This is a genomic window from Nocardia nepalensis (assembly GCF_048910785.1).
Lineage (GTDB): Bacteria > Actinomycetota > Actinomycetes > Mycobacteriales > Mycobacteriaceae > Nocardia > Nocardia nepalensis.
In genome coordinates, this window is the sequence record NZ_JBKBET010000017.1 from 98,902 (window position 1) to 124,312 (window position 25,411).

Annotated in this window: 28 protein-coding genes; 9 read left to right on the forward strand and 19 right to left on the reverse strand. The window is 65.0% G+C overall.

The features are described 5' to 3' along the window. Positions 1 to 74: 74 nt before the first annotated feature. The 3 genes from pheT to ACHQ4I_RS09990 form a co-directional block, all read right to left on the reverse strand. Positions 75 to 2,579, reverse strand: a complete 2,505-nt coding sequence (gene pheT / locus ACHQ4I_RS09980; RefSeq protein ID WP_420771398.1) for a phenylalanine--tRNA ligase subunit beta — start codon at positions 2,577 to 2,579, stop codon at positions 75 to 77. A 31-nt stretch (positions 2,580 to 2,610) separates the two neighbouring features. Further along, entirely contained in the window at positions 2,611 to 3,669 is a 1,059-nt protein-coding gene (gene pheS / locus ACHQ4I_RS09985) for a phenylalanine--tRNA ligase subunit alpha (RefSeq protein ID WP_420771399.1), read from the reverse strand. 254 nt (positions 3,670 to 3,923) lie between these two features. Continuing rightward, entirely contained in the window at positions 3,924 to 5,348 is a 1,425-nt protein-coding gene (locus ACHQ4I_RS09990; protein ID WP_420771400.1) for an MFS transporter, read from the reverse strand. A gap of 102 nt (positions 5,349 to 5,450) precedes the next feature. Here ACHQ4I_RS09990 and ACHQ4I_RS09995 point away from each other — a divergent pair, with 102 nt between their 5' ends. Together ACHQ4I_RS09995 and ACHQ4I_RS10000 are read left to right on the forward strand one after the other, a co-directional pair. Beyond that, complete coding sequence (locus ACHQ4I_RS09995; RefSeq protein ID WP_420771401.1) at positions 5,451 to 6,032, forward strand: TetR/AcrR family transcriptional regulator; 582 nt, start codon at positions 5,451 to 5,453, stop codon at positions 6,030 to 6,032. A gap of 516 nt (positions 6,033 to 6,548) precedes the next feature. Continuing rightward, positions 6,549 to 6,953: a hypothetical protein gene (locus tag ACHQ4I_RS10000; protein ID WP_420771402.1), complete on the forward strand. Its 405-nt coding sequence runs from the start codon at positions 6,549 to 6,551 to the stop codon at positions 6,951 to 6,953. Positions 6,954 to 7,232: 279 nt separating this feature from the next. Here ACHQ4I_RS10000 and ACHQ4I_RS10005 read toward each other — a convergent pair whose 3' ends face one another. The 5 genes from ACHQ4I_RS10005 to ACHQ4I_RS10025 form a co-directional block, all read right to left on the reverse strand. Further along, positions 7,233 to 7,529, reverse strand: coding sequence for a hypothetical protein (locus tag ACHQ4I_RS10005; RefSeq protein WP_420771403.1), 297 nt, complete (start codon positions 7,527 to 7,529; stop codon positions 7,233 to 7,235). 15 nt (positions 7,530 to 7,544) lie between these two features. After that, positions 7,545 to 8,924 (reverse strand): hypothetical protein, encoded by a 1,380-nt coding sequence (locus tag ACHQ4I_RS10010; protein WP_420771404.1) that lies wholly within the window; start codon positions 8,922 to 8,924, stop codon positions 7,545 to 7,547. A 5-nt stretch (positions 8,925 to 8,929) separates the two neighbouring features. Beyond that, the gene (locus tag ACHQ4I_RS10015; protein WP_420771405.1) at positions 8,930 to 9,229 is read right to left on the reverse strand and encodes a WXG100 family type VII secretion target; all 300 of its coding nucleotides are present in this window, start codon (positions 9,227 to 9,229) and stop codon (positions 8,930 to 8,932) included. Further along, positions 9,226 to 9,564: an ESX-1 secretion-associated protein gene (locus ACHQ4I_RS10020; RefSeq protein WP_420771406.1), complete on the reverse strand. Its 339-nt coding sequence runs from the start codon at positions 9,562 to 9,564 to the stop codon at positions 9,226 to 9,228. Before ACHQ4I_RS10020 ends, ACHQ4I_RS10015 begins: the two co-directional genes overlap by 4 nt. A gap of 184 nt (positions 9,565 to 9,748) precedes the next feature. Continuing rightward, complete coding sequence (locus ACHQ4I_RS10025; protein WP_420771407.1) at positions 9,749 to 10,306, reverse strand: hypothetical protein; 558 nt, start codon at positions 10,304 to 10,306, stop codon at positions 9,749 to 9,751. A gap of 538 nt (positions 10,307 to 10,844) precedes the next feature. On the opposite strand from ACHQ4I_RS10025, the gene ACHQ4I_RS10030 reads away from it, so the two are divergent. Beyond that, entirely contained in the window at positions 10,845 to 11,126 is a 282-nt protein-coding gene (locus ACHQ4I_RS10030; protein WP_420771408.1) for a hypothetical protein, read from the forward strand. A gap of 292 nt (positions 11,127 to 11,418) precedes the next feature. Here the strand turns inward: ACHQ4I_RS10030 and ACHQ4I_RS10035 are convergent, their stop codons facing one another. The 4 genes from ACHQ4I_RS10035 to ACHQ4I_RS10050 all read right to left on the reverse strand — a co-directional run bounded on the left by ACHQ4I_RS10035 (position 11,419) and on the right by ACHQ4I_RS10050 (position 13,534). After that, positions 11,419 to 11,796 (reverse strand): hypothetical protein, encoded by a 378-nt coding sequence (locus tag ACHQ4I_RS10035; RefSeq protein WP_420771409.1) that lies wholly within the window; start codon positions 11,794 to 11,796, stop codon positions 11,419 to 11,421. Between the two features lie 194 nt (positions 11,797 to 11,990). Further along, complete coding sequence (locus ACHQ4I_RS10040) at positions 11,991 to 12,479, reverse strand: hypothetical protein (protein WP_420771410.1); 489 nt, start codon at positions 12,477 to 12,479, stop codon at positions 11,991 to 11,993. Next, the gene (locus ACHQ4I_RS10045) at positions 12,480 to 13,205 is read right to left on the reverse strand and encodes a WXG100 family type VII secretion target (protein WP_420771411.1); all 726 of its coding nucleotides are present in this window, start codon (positions 13,203 to 13,205) and stop codon (positions 12,480 to 12,482) included. Then, positions 13,205 to 13,534 (reverse strand): type VII secretion target, encoded by a 330-nt coding sequence (locus tag ACHQ4I_RS10050; RefSeq protein WP_420771412.1) that lies wholly within the window; start codon positions 13,532 to 13,534, stop codon positions 13,205 to 13,207. The genes ACHQ4I_RS10045 and ACHQ4I_RS10050 overlap by 1 nt, the downstream gene beginning before the upstream one ends. A gap of 226 nt (positions 13,535 to 13,760) precedes the next feature. On the opposite strand from ACHQ4I_RS10050, the gene ACHQ4I_RS10055 reads away from it, so the two are divergent. Together ACHQ4I_RS10055 and ACHQ4I_RS10060 are read left to right on the forward strand one after the other, a co-directional pair. Next, entirely contained in the window at positions 13,761 to 13,946 is a 186-nt protein-coding gene (locus ACHQ4I_RS10055) for a hypothetical protein (RefSeq protein ID WP_420771413.1), read from the forward strand. A gap of 71 nt (positions 13,947 to 14,017) precedes the next feature. Further along, positions 14,018 to 14,230 carry a hypothetical protein gene (locus ACHQ4I_RS10060; RefSeq protein WP_420771414.1) on the forward strand — a complete coding sequence of 71 codons (213 nt, stop codon included), beginning with the start codon at positions 14,018 to 14,020 and terminating at the stop codon, positions 14,228 to 14,230. An 84-nt stretch (positions 14,231 to 14,314) separates the two neighbouring features. Here ACHQ4I_RS10060 and ACHQ4I_RS10065 read toward each other — a convergent pair whose 3' ends face one another. The 6 genes from ACHQ4I_RS10065 to infC all read right to left on the reverse strand — a co-directional run bounded on the left by ACHQ4I_RS10065 (position 14,315) and on the right by infC (position 17,623). Continuing rightward, complete coding sequence (locus ACHQ4I_RS10065; protein WP_420771415.1) at positions 14,315 to 14,611, reverse strand: hypothetical protein; 297 nt, start codon at positions 14,609 to 14,611, stop codon at positions 14,315 to 14,317. A gap of 69 nt (positions 14,612 to 14,680) precedes the next feature. Further along, complete coding sequence (locus ACHQ4I_RS10070) at positions 14,681 to 15,154, reverse strand: hypothetical protein (protein WP_420771416.1); 474 nt, start codon at positions 15,152 to 15,154, stop codon at positions 14,681 to 14,683. 210 nt (positions 15,155 to 15,364) lie between these two features. Then, positions 15,365 to 16,162 (reverse strand): TrmH family RNA methyltransferase, encoded by a 798-nt coding sequence (locus ACHQ4I_RS10075; protein ID WP_420771417.1) that lies wholly within the window; start codon positions 16,160 to 16,162, stop codon positions 15,365 to 15,367. A gap of 38 nt (positions 16,163 to 16,200) precedes the next feature. Continuing rightward, complete coding sequence (gene rplT, locus ACHQ4I_RS10080) at positions 16,201 to 16,581, reverse strand: 50S ribosomal protein L20 (RefSeq protein WP_040689024.1); 381 nt, start codon at positions 16,579 to 16,581, stop codon at positions 16,201 to 16,203. A gap of 101 nt (positions 16,582 to 16,682) precedes the next feature. Next, positions 16,683 to 16,877 carry a 50S ribosomal protein L35 gene (gene rpmI / locus ACHQ4I_RS10085; RefSeq protein ID WP_040689021.1) on the reverse strand — a complete coding sequence of 65 codons (195 nt, stop codon included), beginning with the start codon at positions 16,875 to 16,877 and terminating at the stop codon, positions 16,683 to 16,685. Between the two features lie 59 nt (positions 16,878 to 16,936). Beyond that, positions 16,937 to 17,623 carry a translation initiation factor IF-3 gene (gene infC, locus ACHQ4I_RS10090; protein ID WP_420771498.1) on the reverse strand — a complete coding sequence of 229 codons (687 nt, stop codon included), beginning with the start codon at positions 17,621 to 17,623 and terminating at the stop codon, positions 16,937 to 16,939. Positions 17,624 to 17,962: 339 nt separating this feature from the next. Here infC and ACHQ4I_RS10095 point away from each other — a divergent pair, with 339 nt between their 5' ends. The 4 genes from ACHQ4I_RS10095 (at position 17,963) to ACHQ4I_RS10110 (ending at position 21,983) form a co-directional block, all read left to right on the forward strand. Next, positions 17,963 to 18,316 (forward strand): DUF1844 domain-containing protein, encoded by a 354-nt coding sequence (locus ACHQ4I_RS10095; RefSeq protein WP_420771418.1) that lies wholly within the window; start codon positions 17,963 to 17,965, stop codon positions 18,314 to 18,316. A 73-nt stretch (positions 18,317 to 18,389) separates the two neighbouring features. After that, positions 18,390 to 19,007 (forward strand): TetR/AcrR family transcriptional regulator, encoded by a 618-nt coding sequence (locus tag ACHQ4I_RS10100; protein WP_420771419.1) that lies wholly within the window; start codon positions 18,390 to 18,392, stop codon positions 19,005 to 19,007. A 362-nt stretch (positions 19,008 to 19,369) separates the two neighbouring features. After that, positions 19,370 to 20,926, forward strand: a complete 1,557-nt coding sequence (locus ACHQ4I_RS10105; RefSeq protein WP_420771420.1) for an FAD-dependent monooxygenase — start codon at positions 19,370 to 19,372, stop codon at positions 20,924 to 20,926. Positions 20,927 to 21,275: 349 nt separating this feature from the next. Then, the gene (locus ACHQ4I_RS10110) at positions 21,276 to 21,983 is read left to right on the forward strand and encodes an alpha/beta fold hydrolase (protein WP_420771421.1); all 708 of its coding nucleotides are present in this window, start codon (positions 21,276 to 21,278) and stop codon (positions 21,981 to 21,983) included. A 380-nt stretch (positions 21,984 to 22,363) separates the two neighbouring features. Here the strand turns inward: ACHQ4I_RS10110 and uvrA are convergent, their stop codons facing one another. Then, entirely contained in the window at positions 22,364 to 25,399 is a 3,036-nt protein-coding gene (gene uvrA / locus ACHQ4I_RS10115; RefSeq protein WP_420771422.1) for an excinuclease ABC subunit UvrA, read from the reverse strand. Between the last annotated feature and the right edge of the window lie 12 nt (positions 25,400 to 25,411).

The window sequence follows — 25,411 nt, forward strand, 5'->3', positions numbered from 1 at the left end:
AGACGCACATGCCCTGAGCCACAATGCAAATCGGCCCCGGGACGGCCATACCGCCCGGGGCCGATGTCAACCGATCAGCCGCGCAACACCGCGCCGACGGCGTCGGCGGCCGCCGCGACCGCCGAGTCACGGGCCGCGCTCGCCTCGTCCTCGGTCAGCGTGCGGTCGGTGGCGCGGAACCGCAGTGCGTAGGTGAGCGACTTGCGGCCCTCGCCCGCCTGCGCACCCTCGTACTCGTCGAACAGCGCGATATCTTCGAGCAACGCACCGCCGCCTTTGCGCAGCGCCGATTCCACCGAGGCGGCGGGCACGGCCTTCGCCACGCTCACCGAAACGTCCTGCAGCACCGCAGGGAACGGGGAAACCACTGGGACAGGCCGAGATTCGCGCAGCGGCAGTGCGTCGAGATCGAGTTCGACGGCGCAGGTGCGCGGCGGCAGTCCGGCACGCTCCAAGACCGCCGGATGCAATTCACCCGCGTGCCCGACGACCTCGCCATCGACCACAAGCTCGGCGCACCGTCCCGGATGCCACGGCAGGTACGCCGCCGCGCGACGCTCGATCGTCACACCTGCCGCGTCACCAATGGCATCGGCGAGTGCGAAGGCGTCGGCGGCCTCGGCCAGACGTCCCGCACCCCACGGACCGCGCGGTTCCCGGCGACCGGTGAGGACGGCGCCGATATGCACCGGCTGCGCGGGCAGCGAATCGAGCAGTTCTTCGATCTGCTCGTCGGTCGGGCGACGATCCACGGGCAGCGCATCGACCGCGCGCACATTCGGGCCGGGCAGCACCACCTGCGCGATGCCGAAGATCGCGATATCACGCGCGCCGCGAGAGATATTGCGCGCGGCCACTTCCAACAGACCGGGCAGCAGCGTGGTCGCCAGCTCCGGGCGCTCGGTATCGAGCGGGTTCAGCACCCGAGTCGTGTTGCGTCGCGAGTCGTCGGCGTCGAGACCCCAGGTGTCGAACACCCCGCTCGGCAGGAACACCGGCGGCGGCACCTCGACACATCCGGCGAATGCCAGCGCCCGGCTCACCGCGCGAAGGCGCCGCTGCCCGGCGGTCAGACCACGCCCGGCCGGTGCGGTCGGAATGATCGACGGGATCTGTTCGAGCCCTTCCAGCCGCAGCACCTCCTCGACGAGGTCCGCGGGCTGCGCCAGGTCGGGCCGCCAACTCGGCGGCGTGACCACCAGCTGACCATGTCCGGTGGCCTCGTTGACGCCGACCTCGACCGTGCAACCGATCTGCGCGAGGCGACGCGCCGAGGTGCCGGTCGGGTAGGTCACGCCCGCCACCCGATCGGCGAGATCGATATCGATGCGGATCGGCGGCGCGGCAGGCACCGGCACCCGCTCATCGGTGAGCGCGGATTCCACAGTGCCACCGGCGATTTCGGCCAACAGCGTGGCCGCGCGATCGAGCGCGGCGACATTGATCTCCGGGTCGACGACCCGCTCGTAGCGCTTACCGGCCTCGGAGACCAGCTTGTGCCTGCGCGCGGTCCGATAGACCAGCAGCGGGTTCCAGGTGGCGGCCTCGAGCACGATATCGGTCGACCCGGCCCCGACTTCCGTTGTCGCGCCGCCCATTACACCCGCGAGCGAGATGACGCCGGAGTCGTCGGCGATCACCACGTCCTCGGTGTCCAGCACCCGCTCGACCTCGTCGAGGGTGCGCAGCTTCTCCCCCTTCTCGGCGGTGCGCACGACGAGCCCGCCGGTGAGCTTGTCCGCGTCGAAGGCGTGCAGTGGCTGGCCGAGCTCGAGCATGACGTAGTTGGTGACGTCGACCGCGGGCGAGATCGGGCGCACACCCGACAGCAGCAGCCTGCGCTGCAACCACCACGGGCTCACCGCATTCGGATCGATGCCGGTAACCCGGCGAACCGCGAACCGGGTGCACTTGGACTCCGGTTCGACGCGAACCGGCCACGCGTCGGCATCGTCATCGGGCAGCGTCCGCACCGCGGGATCGGCGTATTCCAAATCGAATCCGCACGCCAGCTCGCGCGCCAGACCGCGGGCCGAGAAGCAGTAACCGCGGTCCGGCGTGATGTTCAGCTCGATGACCGTATCGTCCAGTCCGAGCAGCTCATTGGCGTCGGTGCCCGGTTCGGCGGTGCCCGGCTCGAGCACCAGAATGCCCGAATGATCCTTGCCGATACCGAGTTCGGCGACCGAGCAGATCATGCCGTTAGAGGTGTGTCCGTAGGTCTTGCGCGAGGAGATCTGGAAACCGCCGGGCAGCACACCACCGGGCAGCACCACGACCACCAGGTCACCGACCGCGAAGTTCGTTGCCCCGCAGACGATCTCCTGCAACTCCGGGTTGCCGACATCCACCTTGCAGAACCGGATCGGCTTCTTGAACTCGGTCAGCTCGGTGATCTCGGCGACGCGGCCCACCACCAGCGGCTTATCGATATCACCGGTCACCCGCTGGAGCTTGTCGACCTCTTCGACCTCCAACCCGACACGGACGAACCCGGCGTCGAGCTCCTCCGGCGTCACCGACCACTCGGGGGTGGTCCGGCGGATGATGTCCGTCAGCCAGGACTGCGCTACTCGCACTTGACGTTTCGCTCTCTCGATCGAAGGAAGGTCAGGACCGGATTCCGAAGGGCAGCGTGAAACGCACGTCGCCCTCGACGATGTCCCGCATGTCCGGGATGCCGTTGCGGAACTGCAGTGTCCGCTCCAGCCCCATGCCGAACGCGAACCCGCTGTACACCTCGGGATCGATCCCGCTGGCGATCAGCACCTTCGGGTTCACCATGCCGCAGCCGCCCCATTCGACCCAGCCAGCGCCGCCCTTCTTGTCCGGGAACCACACGTCGACCTCGGCCGACGGCTCGGTGAACGGAAAGTAGTTGGGGCGCATACGAGTCCGCGTATCCGGCCCGAACAGGGCGCGCGCGAACGCGTCCAGGGTGCCGCGCAGATGCGCCATGGTCAGGCCCTTGTCCACCGCCAGCCCCTCCACCTGGGAGAAGACCGGGGTGTGGGTCGCGTCGAGCTCATCGGTGCGGAACGTGCGACCGGGGCACACCACATAGATGGGCAGCTCACGCTCGAGCAGTGAACGCACCTGCACCGGGGAGGTGTGCGTGCGCAGCACCTGCCGCGAACCCTCCGGCGCGATGTGGAACGTGTCCTGCATGGTGCGGGCCGGATGGTCGGGCAGGAAGTTCAGCGCGTCGAAGTTGAAGTGCTCGGTCTCGACCTCGGGCCCCTCGGCGACCTCCCAGCCCATCGCGACGAAGACATCGGCGATCTGCTCGGAGATAACCGTGATCGGATGCCGTGCTCCGGTGGCGTTCCGGCGTGCGGGCAGCGTCACATCGATCGTCTCGGCGACCAGCACGGCGGCATCGCGCTCGGCGAGCAGCACCGTGCGGCGCGATTCGAAGGCCTCCGACACCCGGCCCCGCGCCACATTCACGCGCTTGCCCGCATCCGCCTTCTCCGACTTCGGCAGGCTGCCGAGCGCACGCTGCGCCAAGGCCAGCGGCGCCTTACCACCGAGATGCTCGGTCTTCGCGACCGCGAGCGCATCCAGATCGGCGGCCGCCGCAAATGCCTTCTCGGCCTCCGCCGCGGCAGCGGCCAATGCCTCCTCGGTCAGCGCTGCGTTCTCGACTCCATCGTTGTCGTCCGCCACGATCGTTCGTCTCTCCCCTGGGGATCGGTTCGCGGGTCCGCGTAATTGCCTACCCACATTGCTGCTGGTCGAATCGTATTCGATGCGCGGTGGCCGATTCATCCGGATTACCGCTGTGGCGCTTGCCGGTGGTGTGCTAGCTCACGTTCGCGCAGTTCTGCCAGGCCACACCATGGGCAGCGCCCGGTCGGATGGACATACGAAAACGCGCCCGCCCCGGGGCGATTGCCTCCGGGGCGGGCGCATCCGCGCGATCAGTCGGCGACGACGATCCGGCTGGGCAGCAACCGCGACACCAGCGCACCGACCGCGACGATCGCCGCGCCGACCCACACCGCGGGAACCAAGCCGTCGACATAGCTCTGCGGGTTCATGTAGGACCCGTGCGAGGCGAACACCGAGGCCAGCACCGCGACACCCATCGCGACACCGACTTCCCGGATCGTGCTGTTGGTGCCCGAGGCCATCGCCCGATCCTCCGGACTCGCACTGGCCATCACCACGGTCGCGCCGGGCGCGAAGGTCAGCCCCATCCCGATGCCGCCGAGCAGGAACGGCCCGACGAAGGCGAGGTAGCTCGCGTCGACCGATGACACCGCCGCCATCCAGGCCAGGGCCAGCGCCAGCAGCGTCTGCCCCGCCGTCAGCAGATTCCGCGCACCGACCCGGTCCACGATCAGTCCGGCAAGCGGCGCGACGACCATCGGCGCCATCGTCCACGGCATGGTCCGGATTCCGGATTGCAGTGGGCCGTAGCCCTGCACGACCTGGAAGTACTGCGCAAGCAGGAAGATCGAGCCGAAGACGCCGACCGAGAAGGTGAACACGGTCGTATTGCTCACCCGGAACGCCCGGGAGCGGAACAACCGCAGCGGCAGCATCGGATCCGGCGTGCGCAACTCCCAGGCGATCAGCAGGCCGAGCAGCACCGCACCGCCGAGCAGCGCCGTGAGCACGCCGGTCGAGGTCCAGCCGTCGTCGGCGCCGTGGATTACGCCCCACACCACCGCGAGCACGCCGCCCGCGGACAACACCAGCCCGAGCGGATCCAGCCGCTTGGCACGCCCATGCGATTCGTCGAGCACCCGCGCCGCGAACGGCAGCGCCAGCAGGCCGATCGGCACATTCACCCAGAAGATCCACTGCCAGCTCAGCCCCTCGACCACCGCGCCGCCGATCAGCGGGCCGAGTGCGACGCCGAGTCCGGAGATGCCACCCCAGATGCCGATGGCGGCGCTGCGCATCCGCTCGGGCACGGCCGATGACAGCAGGGTCAGCGACAGCGGCATTACCGCGGCCGCGCCGAATCCCTGGATCGCCCTTGCGGCGATCAGCATCCACGGCTCGGTGGCCAGCGCACACGCCGCGGACGCCGCGGTGAACAGCGCGATGCCGACGAGGAAGACCCGGCGGCGGCCGAGCCGGTCACCGATGGAGGTGGCGGTGAGCAGCAATGACGCGAAGGACAGCGTGTACGCGTTGACGAACCACTGCAGGTCGGCCAGCGATGCGCCGAGTTCGGTGCGGATCACCGGCAGTGCATTGGTCACCACCAGGTTGTCCAGCGTGACCATGAACATCGGGATGCCGACGGCGGCCAGTACGGCGGCCAGCGAGCGCCCGCCCACGCGCTGTTCGACGGACGCCGTGGGGTCGGCGGTTACGAGTGTCTCGGACATGTCCAGCCTTTGTTGTAATCGACTGATAACTAACTGCTCGAAGAGTATGCATCGACTGATAACATGTCAAGGCAAGCGGCCGACCGACGAAGTGGAGCCACCATGGCGAGTTCAACCCGGACCCGAATGACCGCCACCGAACGCAGCGAGGAAGTACTGCGCGCGGCCATCGCCGCCTTCGCCGAATCCGGTTACGCCGCAACCAAAACCGATGAGATCGCGCGCCGCGCCGGCGTCTCGCAGCCGTATGTCATCCGACTGTTCGGCACCAAACAGCAGCTGTTCCTGGCCGCCACACATCGAGTCTGTGACCGCATCGAGGAGACCTTCCGTGCGGCCGCCGCCGAAGGCACTACCCCCGACGCGACGCCCGAGGAGAAAATGCGCGCCCTCGGCCGTGGCTTCCAGATGTTCCTGACCGAACATGAACTGCTGCTCGTGCTGCTACACGGCTTCGCCGCCGCCTCCGACCCTGCCATCGGCCCGGACGTCCGCGACCGCTTCGGCCGCATCTACGCCGTAGTCGAGGAACTCACCGGCGCCTCCGTCCAAGAGATGCGCGGCTTCCTCGCCAACGGCATGCTCCTGACCGTCATGACCGCGATGGGCGTTGCGGGCCCCGACTCGGTCGAGGCCTGCTGGGCCGTCGACATGCTGGAAAACCTCCGCACACAAGGCGATTGACCCCCGCCCTACAGCCAGTTGCCGCCGCGCCCCGTCGCCACCCGCGTGACACCCGACGTCACCGGGATGAAGATCGCGCACCGTGGGATGATCGCCGATACCCAGCGGTTCGCGCAGATCACCGCGCAGATCGCGGCCGGGTCCCCAGGCCCGCCCCGGCGCGCCGCGGCCATCACGGAGTACTCGACCCATTCCGCCGCTCGAACGGAGGGCTCGACTGGTCCGATGTCGCCCCTCTCATATGGCAGGCACCAGACCCTGTGGCCGACACCGTCGATATCCGTATTTATCCTCCCGAGGGCGCCCCACCTGCATCCGAAATGATCGACCGCACATCTGTGCCGCGTATGACGCCGGCCCGCGCAGCCGTGGTCCGCCTGCTCCACGCGTACGAGGAATACTCATTTCACGAAGCCAGCCTTATCGAGATCCAGAAGTTGGCGTACTTCCTCCTTCCTCCAGCAGGCCGGTCAGCACCTGCGTCTCAACTTCACCAAAGGACAGTACGGACCATGCATGGACAATCTTCGAAAAGCGTTGCGGGAAATGGAAGGGCACTTTATTTCAGGGTTCGGCGACGGCAGCGCAAAGGTCTCGGAGGCCGAGCCGATATGTGTTGTGGCCACCGCTCACGCACGCGCGGACCGCGTTCTCTCGGAAGACCCCGAGACCGCGGCTCGGGTCGATCGTGTGATCGCATTGACCGATGGTTTCACCAGCATGTACGGCCTCGAGTTGCTGGCAACGGTGCACTGGACAGTTACGCATGAGCAAACCACCCGACTCGACGGTGTCATCGCCAGCATTCGGCATTGGACACCCCGCAAGGCAGCCTTGTTCACCAACGATCACATCGACGCCACGCTGGCGCATCTGTCGAGCCAGAACTGGCTACCGTCGACAGACGCCTGCAGTGCATGACAAACAAACTCTTATTCGCACCATACCCGCGCCACGCCTCGTAAGCCTTGATTCTGTGAATGGCTTCTCTGACATCTTCGCTCTGACGAAAAGCCTACGCAAAATCGTATTTCGGGCTGTTCGCTAACCAAACCGTGGCAGGTGATCGCTATGGGAACCCGCGCTGGCCGCGAAGGTACCTTCACAAAGGCAACCATGCTGGGAACCCGGATGCGCAATTCGCTGCCGCGCGCTGTGTGCAGGACCGGCTCCAGCAATGACGGAAAACGTTTCACGACTTCAGTCCCCACTGAACCAGAGATACCCATGCCTGCGGATAGCAATCTCAGCAGCGTTGCGCAAGGCCGAGAGTAGCTCCCGCTCTTCGTCATTGTTCGGGGACAGGTCCGCGAGTTCATCCAGAAACAGAGCGAGCTGGGCCATATTGTACATCGTGTCAGCATGCTCGTGAATTTGCCACAGCATCGAACCGACCGGAGCACGATCGACAAGCTTGGCGAATGTGCCCCAGGCGTCCCCGTAAATCAGCTCGATCCGTTCATGGATTTGATTTTGAAGAATTATGTCGATTCCCAATTCAACTCCTGCTAACTATGGGATTGGATACATCGTAATAATGCCACCGAAGCGGTCGGTAATGATCTTGTATCGAGTAGTTGCGCGGCCGCCTAACTGCTCCGACACGCTACCGATTACTTTACCTGCGTCAACTTCGCGCTCGAAATTACCCTTTGAGTTCGGCCCCCGGGCAGGCGCATCCGAAGCCGCCTCAGCTAGCTCATCGAGCTCCTCGCCGGTAATCGTGTCAGGCCAGGTGCCCTTTGAAGGATTATAGTTGGGAGCGTCTTTGACATGCTTCCCAAGGATATACTTTTCAACTTCATCAGTCATACCCGGAGCTGGGTTGCCCGGCGCCAGCGGCAAGTTCTCGAATTTGTCTTCGTCATCGACGTAAACCTTCATGGCGATGATGGCACCGAGTTTGAGCGCGATATCGGTGAGGCTGGGGACCTTGTCGAACGCGGTGACCGTGAAGGCTGCGGCACCCGCGACCGCTGCCCCCGTGCCGATTATTTTGATGAGTTTGCTTGCGTCGTAGGTGCTTTTGAGCACTCTGGCGGTGTTGCCGGCGATCGCTACGACGCCGACGCCGGCGGCGACGTCACTGAGGGCGGCGGTGATCCAGGAGGCGGCGACACCGATGACGACAGTTGTGCCCGCTGCTATCAAGGCGTTCGTGACCGCGTCCCGGAATTTGTCGCGGGTTTCGGAGGTGGCGGTGCTGTATTCGGTGACGGGTGCGGAGAGGTTGAGGGATGCGGAGGCAAGTTGGGTGGCGCCACCATTGAGGGTGGTGAGGTGGCCGAGGAGGGGTTCGAGGCCCTTCTTGTCCTGGATGTCGCTGAATAGGTTGGTGATCTCGGTGATCCGGGATGCGGCATCGGTGATGGTTTTGTGTTCGGCGAACGTTTTCCATGTCGATGCAGCCTTGGCGAGCTTGTCTTTGTTGCCGTTAGGCAGCTTGCTTCCGAATTCGTCCTGGATTTTTCCGACCAGGGCGTCGTAGAAGCCGGGGATACTGCCGTGTCCCTCGGTGACGCCGTCGCCGTTGTTGCCTACCGAAGTCGGGATGGTGACCTTGTACTCCGACATCGCCGTCACGGTGGGCCGGTCGGGCATCGGGTTGGAGTTGTTGGAGAGTGCCCAGTTGTGCCCGGCGGCGTAGAGCATGTTGCCGAAGTTGGTGAGGGCATCGGCCAGGTTCGTACAGGTCTGCATCGTTTCCTGGGCGAGGCGGTCGTAGGTTTTGCCCCATTGTTCGCAGCCCGCGGTGTTACCGGCCATGCCAGCACATTCACCTTTGACCGCGTCGTGGACCGGTTTGTCGGCAGTACGGAGGTCGGTGGCCAGAGCGTGGCATTTCTTGCCGGCGTCGTAGTAGGTCTGCCAGTCGATAACCAGTACACCCATGTGTCTTATCCCTGGGAAAACATTTTGTAATTGGTGTCGTGGGCGGTGGTGTAGCGCGCGTGGGCCACCTTGGCCGCGTCGCTCACGTCCTTCACACCCTCGACGAATTCCCTTGCCCCAATGACCCATTGAGCGTGGGCATCGGCATATGCCTGGGCGGCAACGCCTTCCCACCCGGTGCCGGTCAGGGTGGCGACCCGGTCGTCGATCTCGTCGAGATGCTCGCCGATGAACCCGGCCAGACCCGACAGACGGACCACGATCTCATCGAGATGGTCCAGGTCGACCGAAAACTGAGAGCTCACGGCAGATCCAAACTCGAAGTGTTCAATGTGGCGGCGTTGCTTTCATCTCGCGCCTGATAGGTATCGGAGGTGACGCCTAGCTTCTCCGCCATGCCGGTCAGAGCGGTCATGATCTGGACACCGCCGTCACGCACTTCAGTCCAGCCCGCAGAGAATTCGTTGGCCGCGTCCCCGGTCCAGCTACCATCGGTCAGCGAAGCGACGTCTTTAGCCGCGGAGTCCAGTGCCGATCGCAGTGCTTCGGCCAACTCGTAGACGTACTTGCCGACCTCGCGCACCTTCTCGGGCACCACCGAGAGGTTGTGGCCAGAGGCCGGTATCCCCCCATCACTCATGATGCGGATCCTAACCGATTCCCGTTGGGGCAGCGATAGTGCGAGCTGGGAGACCTCAGTCGGTTGCGTTCCGTTGGCACCCGTGGGGACTTCGGCGGCGATATTGATTGAGCCTCGATCCGTAGATGGGTTTGCTTTCAACACATTTCCAGCCGCCGATTCCATCCGTGGATCGAGGCTCAGCTCAGCCGTATGTGGAGTCGTTCTTGGGGCGATAGCGTAGTAGCCCAACGTCACCGATTTGTGTGACGTCGACGAGGTGCATCCGTCGTCGGGAACCTCCGGGAAACGCGGCCGGATTCACGAAGCGTGGTGCATCGGCTTGTCCGACCAGCAGCGGAGCGACAGCGAGGCGGAGCTCGTCGGCGATGAAGCTACGGCGAGGCAACGACACCAGAACGACCTCTCCTGTGCCGGTGCGTGCCGGCACAAGGACATAGTCGGTGTCGGCACCTGATTCGAGCAATGCTCCGAGCTTGTGCCCGGCTTCGACGCTCACGGTAGCCGGGTCTTCGAGAATCGACCAGAAGCGTTCTACGACAGCGGCATCGGCGCGTTGCAGTTCACGATCCATCCGTGCGGCGTATGGGGCAGAGAGCTGGATGGATTTCTTGCGTCGCTCCCACTTCTTAACCGCCTCTACCGACACTCCGACGGTGGCTGCGAACTCTTCCTGTTTTTGTCGCAGTGCCTCCCTGAAGGCTGCGGCTTCGCGCCCGGTCCACCGTCCACACCACTTCATCCGTCCCCCTCATACCCGGTCGAGTGCCCAGAGAGTACCTCTCCAGTGCACGCTCCGTACCTGGTCTGACCAGCAATGTTGCGAAATGGTGAAGACAGCCCCGCCGCCGAGTTCGATGCCGGGCACCGCATCGGCACAGCGACCCATCTAGTCGGTGGCGACTGCTCCTCGGCGGCGGGTGCTTACCAATACGCGATCAGGAGGGACAGCACGAAATGAATCCGGACACGGACGTCTGCCAGCAGCACACGCCTCGGCGATCCACACCCGCCGATGCTGACGACAGAAGGCCGAAAGCCATCCGCTTCGTACAGACCAATGAGCTTGGGCTGGACACACCGCCGCGCGTGATCGAGACTCGTTGCCACGCTTCGCGGCTGGATTGTCGCTTCCTTGATCCCAAGCCACCGGCGGCGCCCAGCCCCGACATACAGACCTTGCTGGATGTACTGGATGGGCTGACCGACCCCGGCGCGGATGCCGCGGCCCTCGCCGCACGGCTCACACCGACAGCCGCACCCCCCGATGCAAGGCAGCGATGAGGCCGCGTCCGACCGCGCTGGGCTGGATAGACCCGGTGGTCACCGAAATGCCGGAATGGGATGCCGCGCAGGTGCGGCGGCTGGCGCGGCGACTCGGCTACGCCCTGGTATGGCCGCCGGAGATCACGCTGGTGCCGCTGGTCGACCAGGTTCGGGGCGCGGATGTGGATGCGGTGATCACGCCGTCGCCGCTGCATATGGATGTGCTGATGTTGCATGCGGTGATGTGTGTCGCCGACGTCGAAACTGCCACTCCACGAATGTCTTTCGCTCGTTAGACCGTATTCTCGAGTGAGAGGCAGGGATGACGAGTTGGAGCACAGCCGGGCTGGCGCTGCCGTCGGTGCGCCGTTGGCGGTGTTGGTCTGGGCACTGTGCTGACCCGTCCGGGTGTCGCAGCGTAAACCCAAGCGCAAGTGGCGCGGAAGTGAATAGCAAAGACCCACGGGAGGATGTGCCCATTGCTGTTGCCTAATAACTAAGCGCTGTGAACAAATTGATCGTTTAGTGCTCCGGTGGGCAGAGCTGCGAAAAGGCTTGGGCCCTATTGTGGTGGGCTCCAGTGGGCGTTCAGCGATTCCCCGCCCGATTGTGCTCGACCGCGGCCAGGAAATCCGGGTGTGCGGAAACGATCAGCTGGTCGGCTGTTTCGTTCATCCAGACATCGGCGAAATAGCGGGAACGACTCCAGGACAGCATCGCCACCAGCAACGCGATCGGCATGCATCCGGGCACGCTCACGAAAGCCAAAGGCACATAGAGCGGTTCGAGTTCGAGCGCCCGTGCGATGAGGACGGCCGCGATTGTCAGCGGTATCGCCAGCAGTGCCAGCAGCGCGATTCGACGAAAGCGCCGGACCTCGAGGAGACAGAACTCGCAGGCCGGGCAGTCGAAGCGAACGCGCGCCAGGACGGGGTCCCGCCGCCCGGGTTTCATGGAGCGCAACATGGCTCGCAGTGTCGGCAACTCCGATAAGGGGCCACTGGAATTGACTGCGAAGGAACGGGTCTCACTGGCGGTGCGACCGTGCTCGCTGCACAGCCCCGGCATTGGCTCAGTGAGAACGAGCTCCGTCGGTGCCGTCGCGAGGGTCGGCGTCCAATCCGGATTGATCTCAGTGTCGAAGACCACCCGCGCCCTGGTCACTGCAGCCATCCGCGCTGCTGGCGGTCCCGGAAGTATTCGTCGTCCTCGTCGTCGTCATCAGTCGGGGTTACGATGCGATCGCGGTTGGGCTTGCGGGTGCCCGGGATGACGGCATTCCCGGCGGGCGCCGGCTGATCCGCGGGAGTGGGCATCGGCCGGTCCGGCGGCCGCTGGTCCGCTAATGGTTCAGACCGGAGTCGCACCAACTCGGCTTCGCCCTGGGCGGCCAGCCGTTGCCGTTCCTCATCCGGCATGTCCGCGAACTGCTGCATGGCGGCGGGCAACGTGCGATCGAGCACCCGATTGAATGCCTCGCTGTGCATCAATTCGCGTGCGCTGCCCTTGCCTTCGAGGACACCGCGCAGCTGCTCCTTCAATTGCGGATCGGTGGCGGTATCCATCAGGACCCGAATCGCCCGGGACAGTTGGCGTGAGGCCCCGAGATCGCCGTGGGCCAGATCATGAATCGGCTCGGGCGCGTTCATTCAGGCTCCAGGGTGGTCGTAGGTGGCGGTGGGCAGGCTCGGCAAATCGGCGGACTCGACCACCGCGACCACGCCGAAACCGACCCCGGCGATGGCCTCGAGTGCGACATACGCGGCGTTGAACTTCTCGACCAGCAGGCCCCATTGCGCGATCACCTTCGCCGTGGTCGCGGTGGCGGCGGCGACCAGGGCCGCCGTTGCGAAAATTCCGACGCCGGTGAGCGCGGAGGCCTCGGCCGCGGCCCACTCGATCACCGCCATGGCGCCCCAATCCAGCAAGGTCTGCACGGCATTACTCATGGCGGTGGAGAGGTGGTACGCCGTCGACGCGAAGCGGTTGATCTCGGTCGCCATCTCCTTCAATGGCTCGACCTGAGCGGAAATGGCTGTCGAGAGCTCCGTGAAATACGCTTGGGCGCTGGTGGCCGCGTTACCGTCCCACGTCACGTCGACAGTCGTCGCGGCGGACTTGACCGATTCGGAGAAGCTCGCGCTGTAGGAAGCCAGGTTTTCTACCGCCTTGCCCGCCTTCTGCAAGGCCTCCCAATCACCGGAGATCTTGGTGGTGAGCCACTTCAGCGGGTCTGTCCCGAGGACGTTTTCGCACCACTTACAAGCCCAGTACGTCGGCGAAATGGCGTTCGAGGTGATGAGGAACTCGAAGCTGTCGTTGAGCGGGTCCTCGAGCGAGGGTTCCGCCAGGTGTTCGGACGGCGTCTGGGTCATCAGTTGCTGCCCGTGGGGTACGTGCGGTCCAACTCGTCGGCGCGTGCGTGGTCGGTGGTCCGGTAAACCTGTGCGACCTTGGTCAATTCGGTCGCCGCAGCCTCGGAGAGGGTGCCGAGGGTGGCGTAATTGGGCTTCAGCTTGTTGTGCGCCTCGGCAACGGCGCTCAGCCCGACCCGGATGAGCCCGCCATCGCCCCACACGGTGTTGTCCAAGACCAGCCACTTGTCCAAATAGGTTGCGACATTCGCATTGGCCTCGGCCAGCGTCTTCAAAGCCGCGGCGAACGCGTCCACTGCGGCTGGATCGACTTTGAAAGTCTCCGACATCGAACCTCCCCTATCGGCCGTGCGTCGGCCGCTCTACACCGAAGCACCTTCACACAAAATGCCTGCTCAGCGCAACGTCGCCGATATCGCGTGCGGCGGCGCGTGGCAACCGTCCCGACTACGGACGATCTGCGGCACCCCCTGTGCGTGTCTTGGTGCCTGTGAGCCGAACTGATCGTTTAGCGACCCAGGTCGGCTGACCTGCGAAAACGCTTGGGCTCCTGTTGTGGTGGTCGCCAAGAGTTTTATCGTCGATGCGGAGTGGGCGATGATGTCGTGGCGTGAGGAGCTGGACCGGCGTGAGGCGGCCGCTGCTGAACGGGTCGAGCAGCTGCGTCGTCAGATCGCGGAGCTGACCAAACAGCGGAATAGCACCGCTTGCCGCGACTGGCGGTCACACGGGAAACGATGAGCGAGATCTGCGCCGAGACCGCCGGACCGAACCCGCCTGCGGTGGGCGAAGTTTCGGCCGGTAGAGCGGGAATGATTGCGTCGCAGCCGATTCCGGATGGATCGCCGATCGGATTGGTGCTGGTGCCGCAGCGGGCAGCGGGGATGAAAGTGTCGGCGCTGCAGGAGGATTACGCCGAGATCCTGGCGGTGCTCGCCGAGTCCGGTGGCGGGTTGCGGGCCGGGCAGGTCGCCGCCGAGCCGGGTATCGATCGATCGAAGGTCGAGTCGTTGCGGGGAAGCTGAAACGCCTGGTGGCGCGTGGCTGGCTGGAACAGGAGCCTTCTGGGTTGTTCACGATCGTCGAATAATGCTGGTGCGGTGGGTGATTCAATGCTTGATGCGGTCCAGACGCCGCGAAATCAGCATGATCGTCGACCAGATCATGAGGGCTTCGTGGTGTTCGGGTAGTCGTTCGTAGTCGCGGACCAGGTGGCGGCGCCGAGACTCGACGACTTCAGCATCGAGCAGCATGCTGTCGCGAGCAAGTTGCTCGGCCACAGTGGCCGCAGACATATCCGCCAGTAGTGACGCCGTGAATCGCGTCATGATCGCGACGTATTCGATTCGCTCATCCGCGGCGAGGTAGCGGAAGAGATCGAGGTGCGCAGATGTGGAGCTCGGCATGGCGAACCCAGTTCAAGTGGGGCGCTGACGGCGTCACGATAGATGGGACCACCGACAGGCAACGGAAATTCAATTGTCGTTCAGCTCCGCCCGGCACTGCTCGGCAGTCTTGACAGCGATGCACTGTGCCCAGTCTCCTTGGATGTCACCGGATGTCGGCGGTTCTCCGCAGCGGTGGCCGCACCGGTCGGCGCCGATCACCGGTGAGCCGTCCGGCCACACACATCCGTTCGCGTGACATCGGTATCCGCGTCCGTAAGGATCTGCGCCGGACTGGGATTCGGCTTCGCCGTTCTCCAGCCCGCCTCGGGTGTCGTAACACCATTGGGAGTAGCGGGTGGTGCCGTCGCTCCAGACAGCCGGCCCGGGAGTTCCCTCCAGGCACTCGACCGGGTACGGCTCGGGTTGTGCGGTCGGTTCTGTCGTTGCTGCGGCATGCAGGCCGGGTGCGGTGTCGTCAGCGCGCAGCTTGTCGAAGAAGTCGCAGACTTTGTCCTTGATCGCGTGAAGACCGGCAAGGTCGACCGTTAGTCGAACCGACAAGAATCGGGGAGTTCGGGCAACTCTTGACGTAGTTGAGGGCGCCCCAACCGCCCAGCGATACCGCCAAAACGACACCGAGATGACATTTCAGGTGATCGACAGCCGCGTCCAACCACCGTATATACCCGATCCGAGTAGAGCGGACGGACGTACAGGCACACTGAGTACGGGCTCACCCGGACCGGGTGTTCCGCTGAGCGTTCGCCCGGCCTATTTCGCGTGCTGTACGCGAGCGCTGGCGTAGAGGCAGATGGCAGCCGCCGCAGCCAGATTCAGACTTTCGGCGCGGCCGTGGATGGGAATGCGCACCCGATGATCGGCGCGCGCGGCGACGGCGGGATCGAGGCCGTGCGCCTCATTGCCGAACAGCCAGGCCACCGGACCGGCGAGCAGTTCGTCGGCATCGTCCAGATCGACTTCACCCTTGGCGGCCGTGGCCAGCACGGTAATGCCCACTGCCGCAACGGCATCGAGCACTTCACCGATATCGCGATGCCGCGCGATCGGCACATGGAACAGACTGCCAGCGCTGGCTCGCACGCACTTACCGTTGTGTGGATCGACCGTATCCCCCGCCAGCACAACGCCGTTCGCGCCGACCGCGTCCGCGACCCGGATGAGCGTGCCCGCATTGCCCGGTTCGGCGATCTCCACGGGGACGGCGAGCAGCGTCGGCCGCTCGGCCAGTACGGCGTCCAACGGCACGTCGATCTGATCGCATACCGCGACAAGCCCCGGCGCGGTGACGGTTTCACCGAGGTGGTCGGCGGCGCGGTCGCTCACCAGCGTGGTGCGCACGCCAGCGGCGGCGGCTCCGGCGATCAGCTGGTGGTCCCGCGTGGCCGCATGCATCGAATAGAACAGCTCGCGCACCCGGCCGGTTTCCAGCGCCGCCGCAACGGAATTCGCGCCCTCGGCCAGGAACTGCCCGGTCTTGCGGCGCTGCGCGGCGCGCTGGAGCTTGACAGCGGAAACGACCCGCGGATTATGCTCGGAGAGCGCATCCACGGGTCGTTCCGAATGCTGTGTCGTCACGCAGGCGCGGATCAGGCAGCCGGGGCGTTGACGTCCTGCGGGAGGGCGGCCTTGGCGACGGCGACCAGACCGGCGAACGCCTCGGCGTCGGAGACGGCAAGCTCGGCGAGGATCTTGCGGTCCACCTCGACACCGGCGGCCTTCAGGCCCTGGATGAAGCGGTTGTAAGTGATGTCATTGAGGCGCGCCGCGGCGTTGATGCGAGCGATCCACAGCTTGCGGAAGTCACCCTTGCGCGCCCGGCGGTCCCGGTAGGCGTAGGTGAGCGAGTGCAGCTGCTGTTCCTTGGCCTTGCGGTACAGCCGCGAGCGCTGGCCGCGGTAGCCCTTGGAGGCCTCGAGAACGGAACGGCGCTTCTTCTGCGCGTTGACGGCCCTTTTGACGCGTGCCATGGGTCAGTCCTTTGTCGATCTAGGGGGCGCATGCGTGACGCCCTGGAATTGGTCGGTGGTCGGCGTCCGGAATCCCGGTCGCGCGGGTGCTGGCCTAGGTCTCAGAGACCCAGGAGGCGCTTGACGCGAGGGACGTCAACGGACGCGACGGCCTCCGTGCCGTCCAGACGACGAGTCCGGCGAGTGGACTTGTGCTCGAGCAGGTGGCGACGGTTCGCCTGCTGACGCAGCAGCTTGCCACGGCCCGAAACCTTGAATCGCTTCGAGGCGCCGCTGTGGCTCTTCATCTTCGGCATGGATTCCTCTATCTGTCTCGTGCCGGTGGTCCTCGCGGACCACCGGTTTCTGATCGGTATTACTGCGGGTCGACCGACGCGGCCTGCTCGGCGGCCGGTGCTTCCGCACCCGGTGCGGGAGCGGCCGGAGTTTCGGTGGCGGCGGGACGCGGGGCCCGCGAATCCTCCTGCGCCTTCACCCGCGTCTTCGCACCCTTGTGTGGCGCGAGGACCATGGTCATATTGCGACCGTCCTGCTTGGCGGAGGTCTCGACGAAACCCAACTCGGCGACGTCGGAGGCCAGACGCTGCAGCAGCCGGAAGCCCAATTCGGGGCGCGACTGCTCACGACCGCGGAACATGATCGTCACCTTGACCTTCGAGCCCGCCTCGAGGAAGCGAACAACGTTGCGCTTCTTGGTCTCGTAGTCGTGGTCGTCGATCTTGGGACGGAGCTTCTGCTCCTTGATCACGGTCTGCACCTGGTTCTTGCGAGACTCGCGCGCCTTCTGCGCCGTCTCGTACTTGAACTTGCCGTAGTCCATGATCTTGCAGACCGGTGGACGGGCATCCGGCGCGACCTCGACCAGGTCGAGATCCGCCTCGAGGGCGACGCGTAGTGCATCTTCAACACGCACGATCCCAACCTGTTCACCACCCGGTCCGATAAGTCGGACCTCGGGAACGCGGATGCGATCGTTGATGCGGGTCTCAGTGCTGATGGGGCCTCCTAGGTCAAGCGGTGTCGTCTGACGACCGCGCGCAATAACGGCAACCCCTTTTCAACACAAAGGCCCCGGTGCGGTATTCCGCCACGGGGCCCGAGTCGACCGGCCTTCGACCACGAATATGCTCGCGTCGACCTTGTCCGTGATGATCCCAACGAGGACCTTCCGCACAAGAAACCCGCCCCCGGAAGGGCGGGTGACCGGACCGTTTGACCAGTACGATTGCTCGTCGGCAACGGTGGGAGTCGGGCTCCACTTATCAGCCCCGAGCAAGCCCGGGGCGGTCGTCAGCGGAAAGTCTAACATTGCCGCTCGCTATCGCCGAATCGCCCCGCCCCGCCGAGCGCGTCCGCCCACCACGATGCCATCCTCGTGCACATGAGTGACGAGGCAGTATCCGACGACGCGACCGACGTCCGCGAACTGGCCGATATCCCCGCGGTCGAGATCATCAGCCGCGCCGCGATGATGTTGATGAGCGCGGCGGCGGAGAAGCTCGGACTCGCCGACGAGGATCCGGACAACAGCCCACGCCGCGATCTGGACGAAGCCCGGCGCCTGATCACCGCGCTCGCTGGCCTGATCACCTCGTCCATCGAGTACTTCGGCCCGCACGCCGGCCCCTACCGTGACGGCCTCAAGTCGCTGCAACTGGCCTTCCGCGAATCCTCGGCGCATCCCGATGAGCCGGGCAAGGGGCCGGGCGAGAAGTACACCGGCCCGGTGTACTGAGCCGAAAGACCCACAGAAAATTGCCCGGCGGGAAATATTGCCCGCCGGGCACTTTTGTCGGTACGCTAGAGCCATGCCGGAAGAACAGGTGTTGGGTCTGCGGGAACGCAAGAAGCTCGATACCCGCAAGGCGCTGAGCGACGCGGCGCTCGAATTGGCGCTCGAACGGGGCCTGAGCAACATCACGCGTGACGACATCGCCACCCGCGCGGGTGTGTCGGTGCGGACCTTCAACAACTACTTCACCGGTAAATACGAGGCGCTGGCCTACCGCCAGACCGAGCGGATCCAGCGCAGCCTCGACGCACTGCGGAATCGGCCCGCGGCCGAACCGCTCTGGACCGCCATCACGGCGGCCGTCCTCGACCCCCTGGAGGCCGACGGCGTGCAGCACGCGCTGCCGACCGACCCGCAGCGGTCGATGGTCCGCGAACTGCTCGCGGCGCCGGAGACTCGAATCGCGGTGTCCAAGGGCATCTTCGACGATTGGGTCGAGGTGATCGCGAAACGCACCGGAACCGATCCGGAGCGCGATATCTATCCACATCTGGTGGCCGGGGTGCTCGGAGCCGTCTACCAGTCCGCCACGGAGGCCTACGTCCGGGCTGACCCACCGGTGCTGCTCACCACACTCATCCGGGAGGCGATCGATCAGGTGGCCGCTGGGCTACCCGACCCATCCGCCGACTGAACGGCACAGCTGTCGGCAGCACGTGAATACTGGCCCTGCCACACATTCGTGATCGTCGGCCGCTGCGGTCCGCCCGAGATGCACTACTGGACAAGTGATCACGTGGAACTGACGGCGGCACTCTCTCGGCCGATGCCGCCACCAGTTCCACCTGATCGGCCGACCAACAGCGCGGAGGGTGATGTGGTGCAGAGGGGAATCCTGTTGAGTGAGTGAGGGATCCCGCGGAGTCACGGCATGTGTGCCAGATCCACGATTCGCATGCCGTTGACAACAGCTCCATCAGCCGACTGAGCGACACAGTTCTATCCATTCGACACCACGTAACAAGGGGTCTATTCGTCATGCCCGAAATATCTGCCATGCCCGAAACATCTGCCGACGTTGTCATTTCCGGTGCCGGACCGAACGGTCTGCTGCTCGCCTGCGAGCTCGCAATGGCCGGTGTGCGCCCGATCGTGCTGGAGACACTCGCCGAACCCAGTGCCGAACCGAAGGCGAACGGCCTTGTCGGCCAGGTCATTCGGTTACTCGACATGCGCGGGCTCTATCACGAGTTCGGGGGCGCGCCGGCCGCGCCGCAACCGATCCCGTTCTACATGTTCAGCGGTATGCCGTTGTCTTTCGCTGCGCTGCAAGACAATCCGATGCACGCCCTACCGATACCCCAGCCCGAGCTCGTGCGCGGGCTGGACAAGCACGCCAGCGGACTCGACGTGGACGTTCGCTGGGGCCACACACTCACCGAACTCGAGCAGCACGACGGAGCTGTCACGGTCACCGTGTCAGGTCCCGACGGGAACTACCGGATCGCGACGAAATACCTGGTCGCCGCCGACGGCGGCAAGAGCTTCGTTCGCAAACGCACCGGAATCGACTTCCCCGGAATCACTTCCGAGCGCATGGTCACCCGGATGGCGCATGTGGGCCTGCCCGAGGAACTGCGCACCGCCGACGGCGGATTCGACATTCCCGGTTTCGGGCGACTGCCGTTCGGGCACAACCGCCTCGAAAACGGCGTATTCGTCTTCGCCGAACTCGAACGCGGCCGACCGCTGGTCGCGACCATCGAATTCGACGCCGATCCGGTGCCGGAAGACATCCCGATGACACTGCGTGAGTTGAGCGACAGCGTGCTCCGGGTGCTCGGCGTCAACCTGCCTTTCGCGCCACCGCCCGGCCCGGGCCCACACGCCTTGCGCCGCATGGGCGCTCAGAACACGCGCCTGGCCGTGCGCTATCGGGACGGAAACGTCTTCCTGCTCGGGGATGCCGCGCATGTGCACTCCGCAATGGGCGGCCCCGGCCTCAATCTGGGCCTGCAAGATGCCGCCAACCTCGGTTGGAAGCTCGCCGCGGCGGTAAATGGTTGGGCGCCTGCGGGATTGCTCGATACCTTCCAGTCGGAGCGCTATCCGGTCGCCGAACGGGTCATGATGCAGTCGCTGTCGCAGCTGGCGTTGATGGCGCCCGGCCCGGAGGTCAGCGCACTGCGCAGTTTGTTCGGCGAGTTGCTCGAAAAGCCTGACAACGCAGCACATATGGCGCATCTGCTTGCCGGATCCGATGTGCGTTACGACATGGGTGACCCGCATCCGCTCGTGGGGCGGATGTTCCAGGATTTCCCAGTGGCGACCGCGGACGGACCTCGGCGCGTCGCCGAACTGCTGGACAAAGCCCGATCGGTGCTACTCGTACTGAGCGATGAGACGGCATTCGCCGACCTCGCGGCTGGCTGGCGCGACCGGGTCGACACGATCGTCGCGACCAGTCCGGACGCCCCGGTCGACGCCTTGCTCATTCGCCCGGACGGTTATGTCGCCTGGGCCGCGGGCGGTCCCGAACAGACCGACGCCGAACACTCCGACCTGGACCGGCTCCGCAACGCGCTGACGCGCTGGTTCGGTCACAGCGCCTGATCCCTTGCCACGCAACTTATCCCCCGACCTCGAGAATGCACTGATGTCGTTTTCCCGACGTGAGAGCATTCTCGAGGGTGCGCACGCCGACCGCGGCGCGGGCAAGTCTCGAAGTTCCGGGGCGCGCCCGCGCCTCGATCCGCGCTGGAACCCGCCATGCTCTCACCACCCGAGGAACTCGCGGGGCTGGTTCATACCGCCGCTCGCCGATATCACGGGACAATCTCGACTCGGTCGGCATAGTTCACCTTATGAACAATGAAAGGCTTTGTGCGCATGGATATCTCGGTGACCGGCCAGACTGCTGGGAATTTGGGTTTCTCCGGGTTCGGCATGCGATGCTCACCGAATGGCACGGATACTTCTGATTCCCGGATTCTGGCTCGGCGCGTGGGCATGGGACGACGTCGCGGATGATCTGCGCGCCCGGGGAGACGAGGTGCTGGCGCTGACCCTGCCCGGACTCGATCCATGCGATGACGACCGATTGGACGCGACCCTGGAAATGCAGGCGCAGGCCATTCTCGACGCCATCGCCCCGGACGAGTCCGTGGTGGTCGTCGCGCATTCCGGCGGCGCCGGGGCCGCCTACCTCGCCACCGATATCGCTCCGAAACGCTTCAGCCGCGGCATCTACGTCGACGCCGCCCCGCTCCCCAACGGCTTCATCCTCAACTCCGCCTTGGATGCGACGATTCGCGAACTCGCGCTGCCGGATTGGGGTCAGTTGGAGGCCGATGGCAACAGCCTCACCGGACTGGACGAGGCGTCCCTCGCCCGCTTCCGCGAACGCGCCGTCTCCGAACCCGCCGGAGTAGCCTCCGCTGCACTGCGATTGAGCGATTCACCCGCCCGTCGCGCCATCCCGACCACGGTGATCTGCAACAGCATCACCGCCGACCTGGTCAAACAACTCCGCGACGCGGGCCAGGAACCCATGTTCGCCGAACTGGCCCAGATCGACGCCGAATACCTCGACCTTCCCACCGGCCACTGGCCAATGTGGTCCAGACACAAAGAACTCTCCGAACTGATCCACACCATCGCAAACCGCTGAGCCATTCAAGATCAGGTGGCACTGGTGGCGGGGGGTTCTCGGGCGATGCCGCCATGGTTTCCACGTGATCATATGTCCAACTGGGAGGGGTGGGTGGTGGCGTTCGGGTTGGGTGGGCTGCGGTAGGTCCTGTTGTTCTGCACCGACTTCTAGGGGGTGCTGGACTCGGATGGTTTGGCGTTCTGTGGTTTTGCCGGTGCAGTGCTGGGCGCGTCGTGTGCCGTACCCGGCTTACCTTCCGCAGTCGGGTGGGCAGGCAGGCGGCTTCCAGCTCGGTCGACTGGCTGTGGTTGCGTTCTCGAGCGGTTCGAGGGGAGTCAAATGGTGGTTGGGCTGCGGTGGGGAGCCACCATTTGACTCGCCTCGGCGGGGTGGAGAGGTCAGCGTAGGGCGGCGGCCTTTCGGGACGCGCGCTTTGCCGCGGCGGCGTTGGGTGCGGGGATCTTGGTTGCTGTTGCCTTTGCGGGCGCGGCGTTGGTTGCTGCTGCTTTGGTCGCGGTCTTCTTGGCGGGGGCCTTCTTCGCCGCCTTCTTGGCGGGGGTTTTGGGCTCGGTTGCGGCGGGGAGTGCCAGGACTTCCTTCAGGAACTGGCCGGTGTAGCTGTGGGTCACTGCCGCAACGTCTTCGGGGGCGCCTTCGGCCACGACCGTGCCGCCGCCGGAGCCGCCCTCGGGACCCATATCGACCACCCAGTCGGATGTCTTGATGACATCCAGGTTGTGCTCGATGACGATGACCGTATTGCCCTTGTCCACCAGTCCGTTGATGACTAGTAGCAGCTTTCGGATGTCCTCGAAGTGCAGGCCGGTGGTCGGCTCGTCGAGGATGTAGACGGTTCGGCCGGTGGAACGCTTCTGCAGTTCCGCCGCCAATTTCACGCGCTGCGCCTCACCGCCGGAGAGGGTCGGCGCGCTCTGGCCGAGCCGGACGTAGCCCAGGCCCACATCGACCAGCGTCTTCAAATACCGGTGGATCGAGGTGACCGGCTCGAAGAATTCCGCCGCTTCCTCGATCGACATGTCCAGCACTTCGGCGATGGTCTTGCCCTTGTAGTGCACTTCGAGGGTTTCCCGGTTGTACCGGGCCCCGTGGCACACCTCGCAGGGCACATACACATCCGGCAGGAAGTTCATCTCGATCTTCAATGTGCCATCGCCCGAGCAGGCTTCGCAGCGGCCGCCCTTGACATTGAACGAGAAACGCCCGGGCTGATAGCCGCGCACCTTCGCCTCGGTGGTGGCCGCGAACAGGGTCCGGATCTTGTCGAACACACCGGTGTAGGTGGCCGGATTCGAGCGCGGCGTGCGGCCGATCGGGGACTGATCCACCTGCACCAGCTTGTCCAGATGATCGAGCCCATTGATCCGCATATGCCGACCCGGCACCTGCCGCGCACCGTTGAGCTTGTTCGCAAGCACGGTCGCCAAAATGTCGTTGACCAGCGTGGACTTACCCGAACCCGAAACACCGGTGACCGCGGTGAGCACCCCGAGCGGGAAGTTGACGTCGATATTGCGCAGGTTGTGCTCGTTCGCACCGACCACCGTGAGCTGACGCTTCTTGCTGACCGGCCGCCGCACCATCGGCACCTCGATCCGCTCGCGGCCCGAGAGATAGGCGCCGGTCAGGGATTTCGGGTCGGTCAGCAGTTCCTGATACGGACCACTGTGCACGACCTCACCGCCGTGCTCACCGGCCAGCGGACCGATATCGACCACCCAGTCCGAGGCTCGGATGGTGTCCTCGTCGTGCTCGACCACGATCAGCGTATTGCCGAGATTGCGCAGCCGGGTAAGGGTTTCGATGAGCCGCCGGTTGTCCCGCTGATGCAGCCCGATCGACGGTTCGTCCAGCACATACAGCACCCCGACCAGTCCGGAACCGATCTGGGTCGCCAGCCGGATGCGCTGCGCCTCACCACCGGACAGCGTGGCCGCGGCCCGCGACAGACTCAAATACTCCAGCCCGACATCCAGCAGGAATCCGAGCCGCGCCTGCACTTCCTTGAGCACCTGCCCGGCGATGGCGGTCTCCCGCTCGCCCAGGGTCAGCGCGTTCAGGAACGCCGAGCAATCACCGATCGACAACTCGCTCACATCGGCGATGGACTTCTTCTCACCGCCCGAGGCGATGGTGACGGCCAGAATCTCGGGCCGCAGCCGAGCCCCGTTGCAGACCGGGCACGGCACGTCGCGCATGTACCCGTCGTAGTGCTCTTTCATCTGCTCGGATTCGGTGTTCTCCATGCGCCGCTGCAGGAACGGCATCACACCCTCGAAATCGGCGTAATACGAACGCTTCCGGCCGTACCGGTTGGTGTAGGAGACGTGCACCTGATCGGAGCTGCCCTCCAGCACCGCCTTGCGCGCCTTCAGCGGCAGGTCCTGCCACGGCGTATCCATGGAGAAGCCAACGGCTTCGGCCAGACCCGACAGCAGGCGGGTGAAGTATTCCGCGGTCTGCCCGCGCGACCACGGCGCGATCGCGCCCTCGGCCAGGCTCAACTCGGGATCGGGCACCACCAGATCCGGGTCGACCTCCTTGCGGATGCCAAGGCCGGTGCAGTCGGGGCATGCGCCGTAGGGCGAGTTGAACGAGAACGAGCGCGGCTCGAGATCCTCGATATCGAGCGGGTGCCCGTTCGGGCAGGCCAGTCGTTCGGAGAAGCGACGCTCGCGATCGTGCGCGTGCTCGTCGCGGTCGACGAAGTCCAGCACCACGATGCCATCGGCCAGCCGCAGCGCGGTCTCGATCGAATCGGTCAGGCGCTGTTTGGAACTCGGCTTCACCTGGAGCCGGTCCACCACGACCTCGACGTCGTGCTTCTCCTGCTTCTTCAGCTTCGGCGGATCGGTCAGCGGATACACCACGCCGTCGACCCGGACACGCGAATAACCCTGGGTGTTCAACTGGTCGAAGAGATCGACGAATTCACCCTTGCGGGTGCGCACCACCGGCGCGAGCACCTGGAATTTGATGCCCTCCTCCATGGCGAGCACCTGGTCCACGATCTGCTGCGGGCTCTGCTTGGCGATCAGCTCACCGCAGACCGGGCAGTGCGGGGTACCGGCGCGCGCATAGAGCAGACGCAGATAGTCGTAGACCTCGGTGATGGTGCCGACGGTGGAGCGGGGGTTGCGGTTGGTCGACTTCTGATCGATCGAGACCGCGGGCGAAAGGCCCTCGATGAAGTCGACGTCGGGCTTGTCCATCTGCCCGAGGAACTGGCGGGCGTAGGCCGACAGCGACTCGACATAGCGACGCTGCCCCTCGGCGAAGATCGTGTCGAAGGCAAGGCTGGACTTGCCCGAACCGGATAGACCGGTGAACACGATGAGACTGTCGCGGGGCAGATCGAGGTCGATCCCCTTGAGATTGTGCTCCCGAGCTCCGCGCACAGTGAGGCGTTCCGCCACCAGGTGGTCCCT

Coding starts and splice junctions, on each gene's coding strand:
- rpmI (WP_040689021.1), bottom strand. CDS start 16,877: ATGCCGAAGATGAAGAGCCACAGCGGCGCCTCGAAGCGATTCAAGGTT.
- ACHQ4I_RS10060 (WP_420771414.1), top strand. CDS start 14,018: ATGATTGCGTCGCAGCCGATTCCGGATGGATCGCCGATCGGATTGGTG.
- ACHQ4I_RS10110 (WP_420771421.1), top strand. CDS start 21,276: ATGGCACGGATACTTCTGATTCCCGGATTCTGGCTCGGCGCGTGGGCA.
- ACHQ4I_RS09990 (WP_420771400.1), bottom strand. CDS start 5,348: ATGTCCGAGACACTCGTAACCGCCGACCCCACGGCGTCCGTCGAACAG.
- ACHQ4I_RS10020 (WP_420771406.1), bottom strand. CDS start 9,564: ATGAGTGATGGGGGGATACCGGCCTCTGGCCACAACCTCTCGGTGGTG.
- ACHQ4I_RS10010 (WP_420771404.1), bottom strand. CDS start 8,924: ATGGGTGTACTGGTTATCGACTGGCAGACCTACTACGACGCCGGCAAG.
- ACHQ4I_RS10100 (WP_420771419.1), top strand. CDS start 18,390: ATGCCGGAAGAACAGGTGTTGGGTCTGCGGGAACGCAAGAAGCTCGAT.
- ACHQ4I_RS10105 (WP_420771420.1), top strand. CDS start 19,370: ATGCCCGAAACATCTGCCGACGTTGTCATTTCCGGTGCCGGACCGAAC.
- ACHQ4I_RS10025 (WP_420771407.1), bottom strand. CDS start 10,306: ATGAAGTGGTGTGGACGGTGGACCGGGCGCGAAGCCGCAGCCTTCAGG.
- ACHQ4I_RS10045 (WP_420771411.1), bottom strand. CDS start 13,205: ATGACCCAGACGCCGTCCGAACACCTGGCGGAACCCTCGCTCGAGGAC.
- rplT (WP_040689024.1), bottom strand. CDS start 16,581: ATGGCACGCGTCAAAAGGGCCGTCAACGCGCAGAAGAAGCGCCGTTCC.
- ACHQ4I_RS10040 (WP_420771410.1), bottom strand. CDS start 12,479: ATGAACGCGCCCGAGCCGATTCATGATCTGGCCCACGGCGATCTCGGG.
- ACHQ4I_RS10030 (WP_420771408.1), top strand. CDS start 10,845: ATGAGGCCGCGTCCGACCGCGCTGGGCTGGATAGACCCGGTGGTCACC.
- ACHQ4I_RS10035 (WP_420771409.1), bottom strand. CDS start 11,796: ATGTTGCGCTCCATGAAACCCGGGCGGCGGGACCCCGTCCTGGCGCGC.
- ACHQ4I_RS10050 (WP_420771412.1), bottom strand. CDS start 13,534: ATGTCGGAGACTTTCAAAGTCGATCCAGCCGCAGTGGACGCGTTCGCC.
- ACHQ4I_RS09995 (WP_420771401.1), top strand. CDS start 5,451: ATGGCGAGTTCAACCCGGACCCGAATGACCGCCACCGAACGCAGCGAG.
- ACHQ4I_RS10000 (WP_420771402.1), top strand. CDS start 6,549: ATGGACAATCTTCGAAAAGCGTTGCGGGAAATGGAAGGGCACTTTATT.
- ACHQ4I_RS10065 (WP_420771415.1), bottom strand. CDS start 14,611: ATGCCGAGCTCCACATCTGCGCACCTCGATCTCTTCCGCTACCTCGCC.
- ACHQ4I_RS10095 (WP_420771418.1), top strand. CDS start 17,963: ATGAGTGACGAGGCAGTATCCGACGACGCGACCGACGTCCGCGAACTG.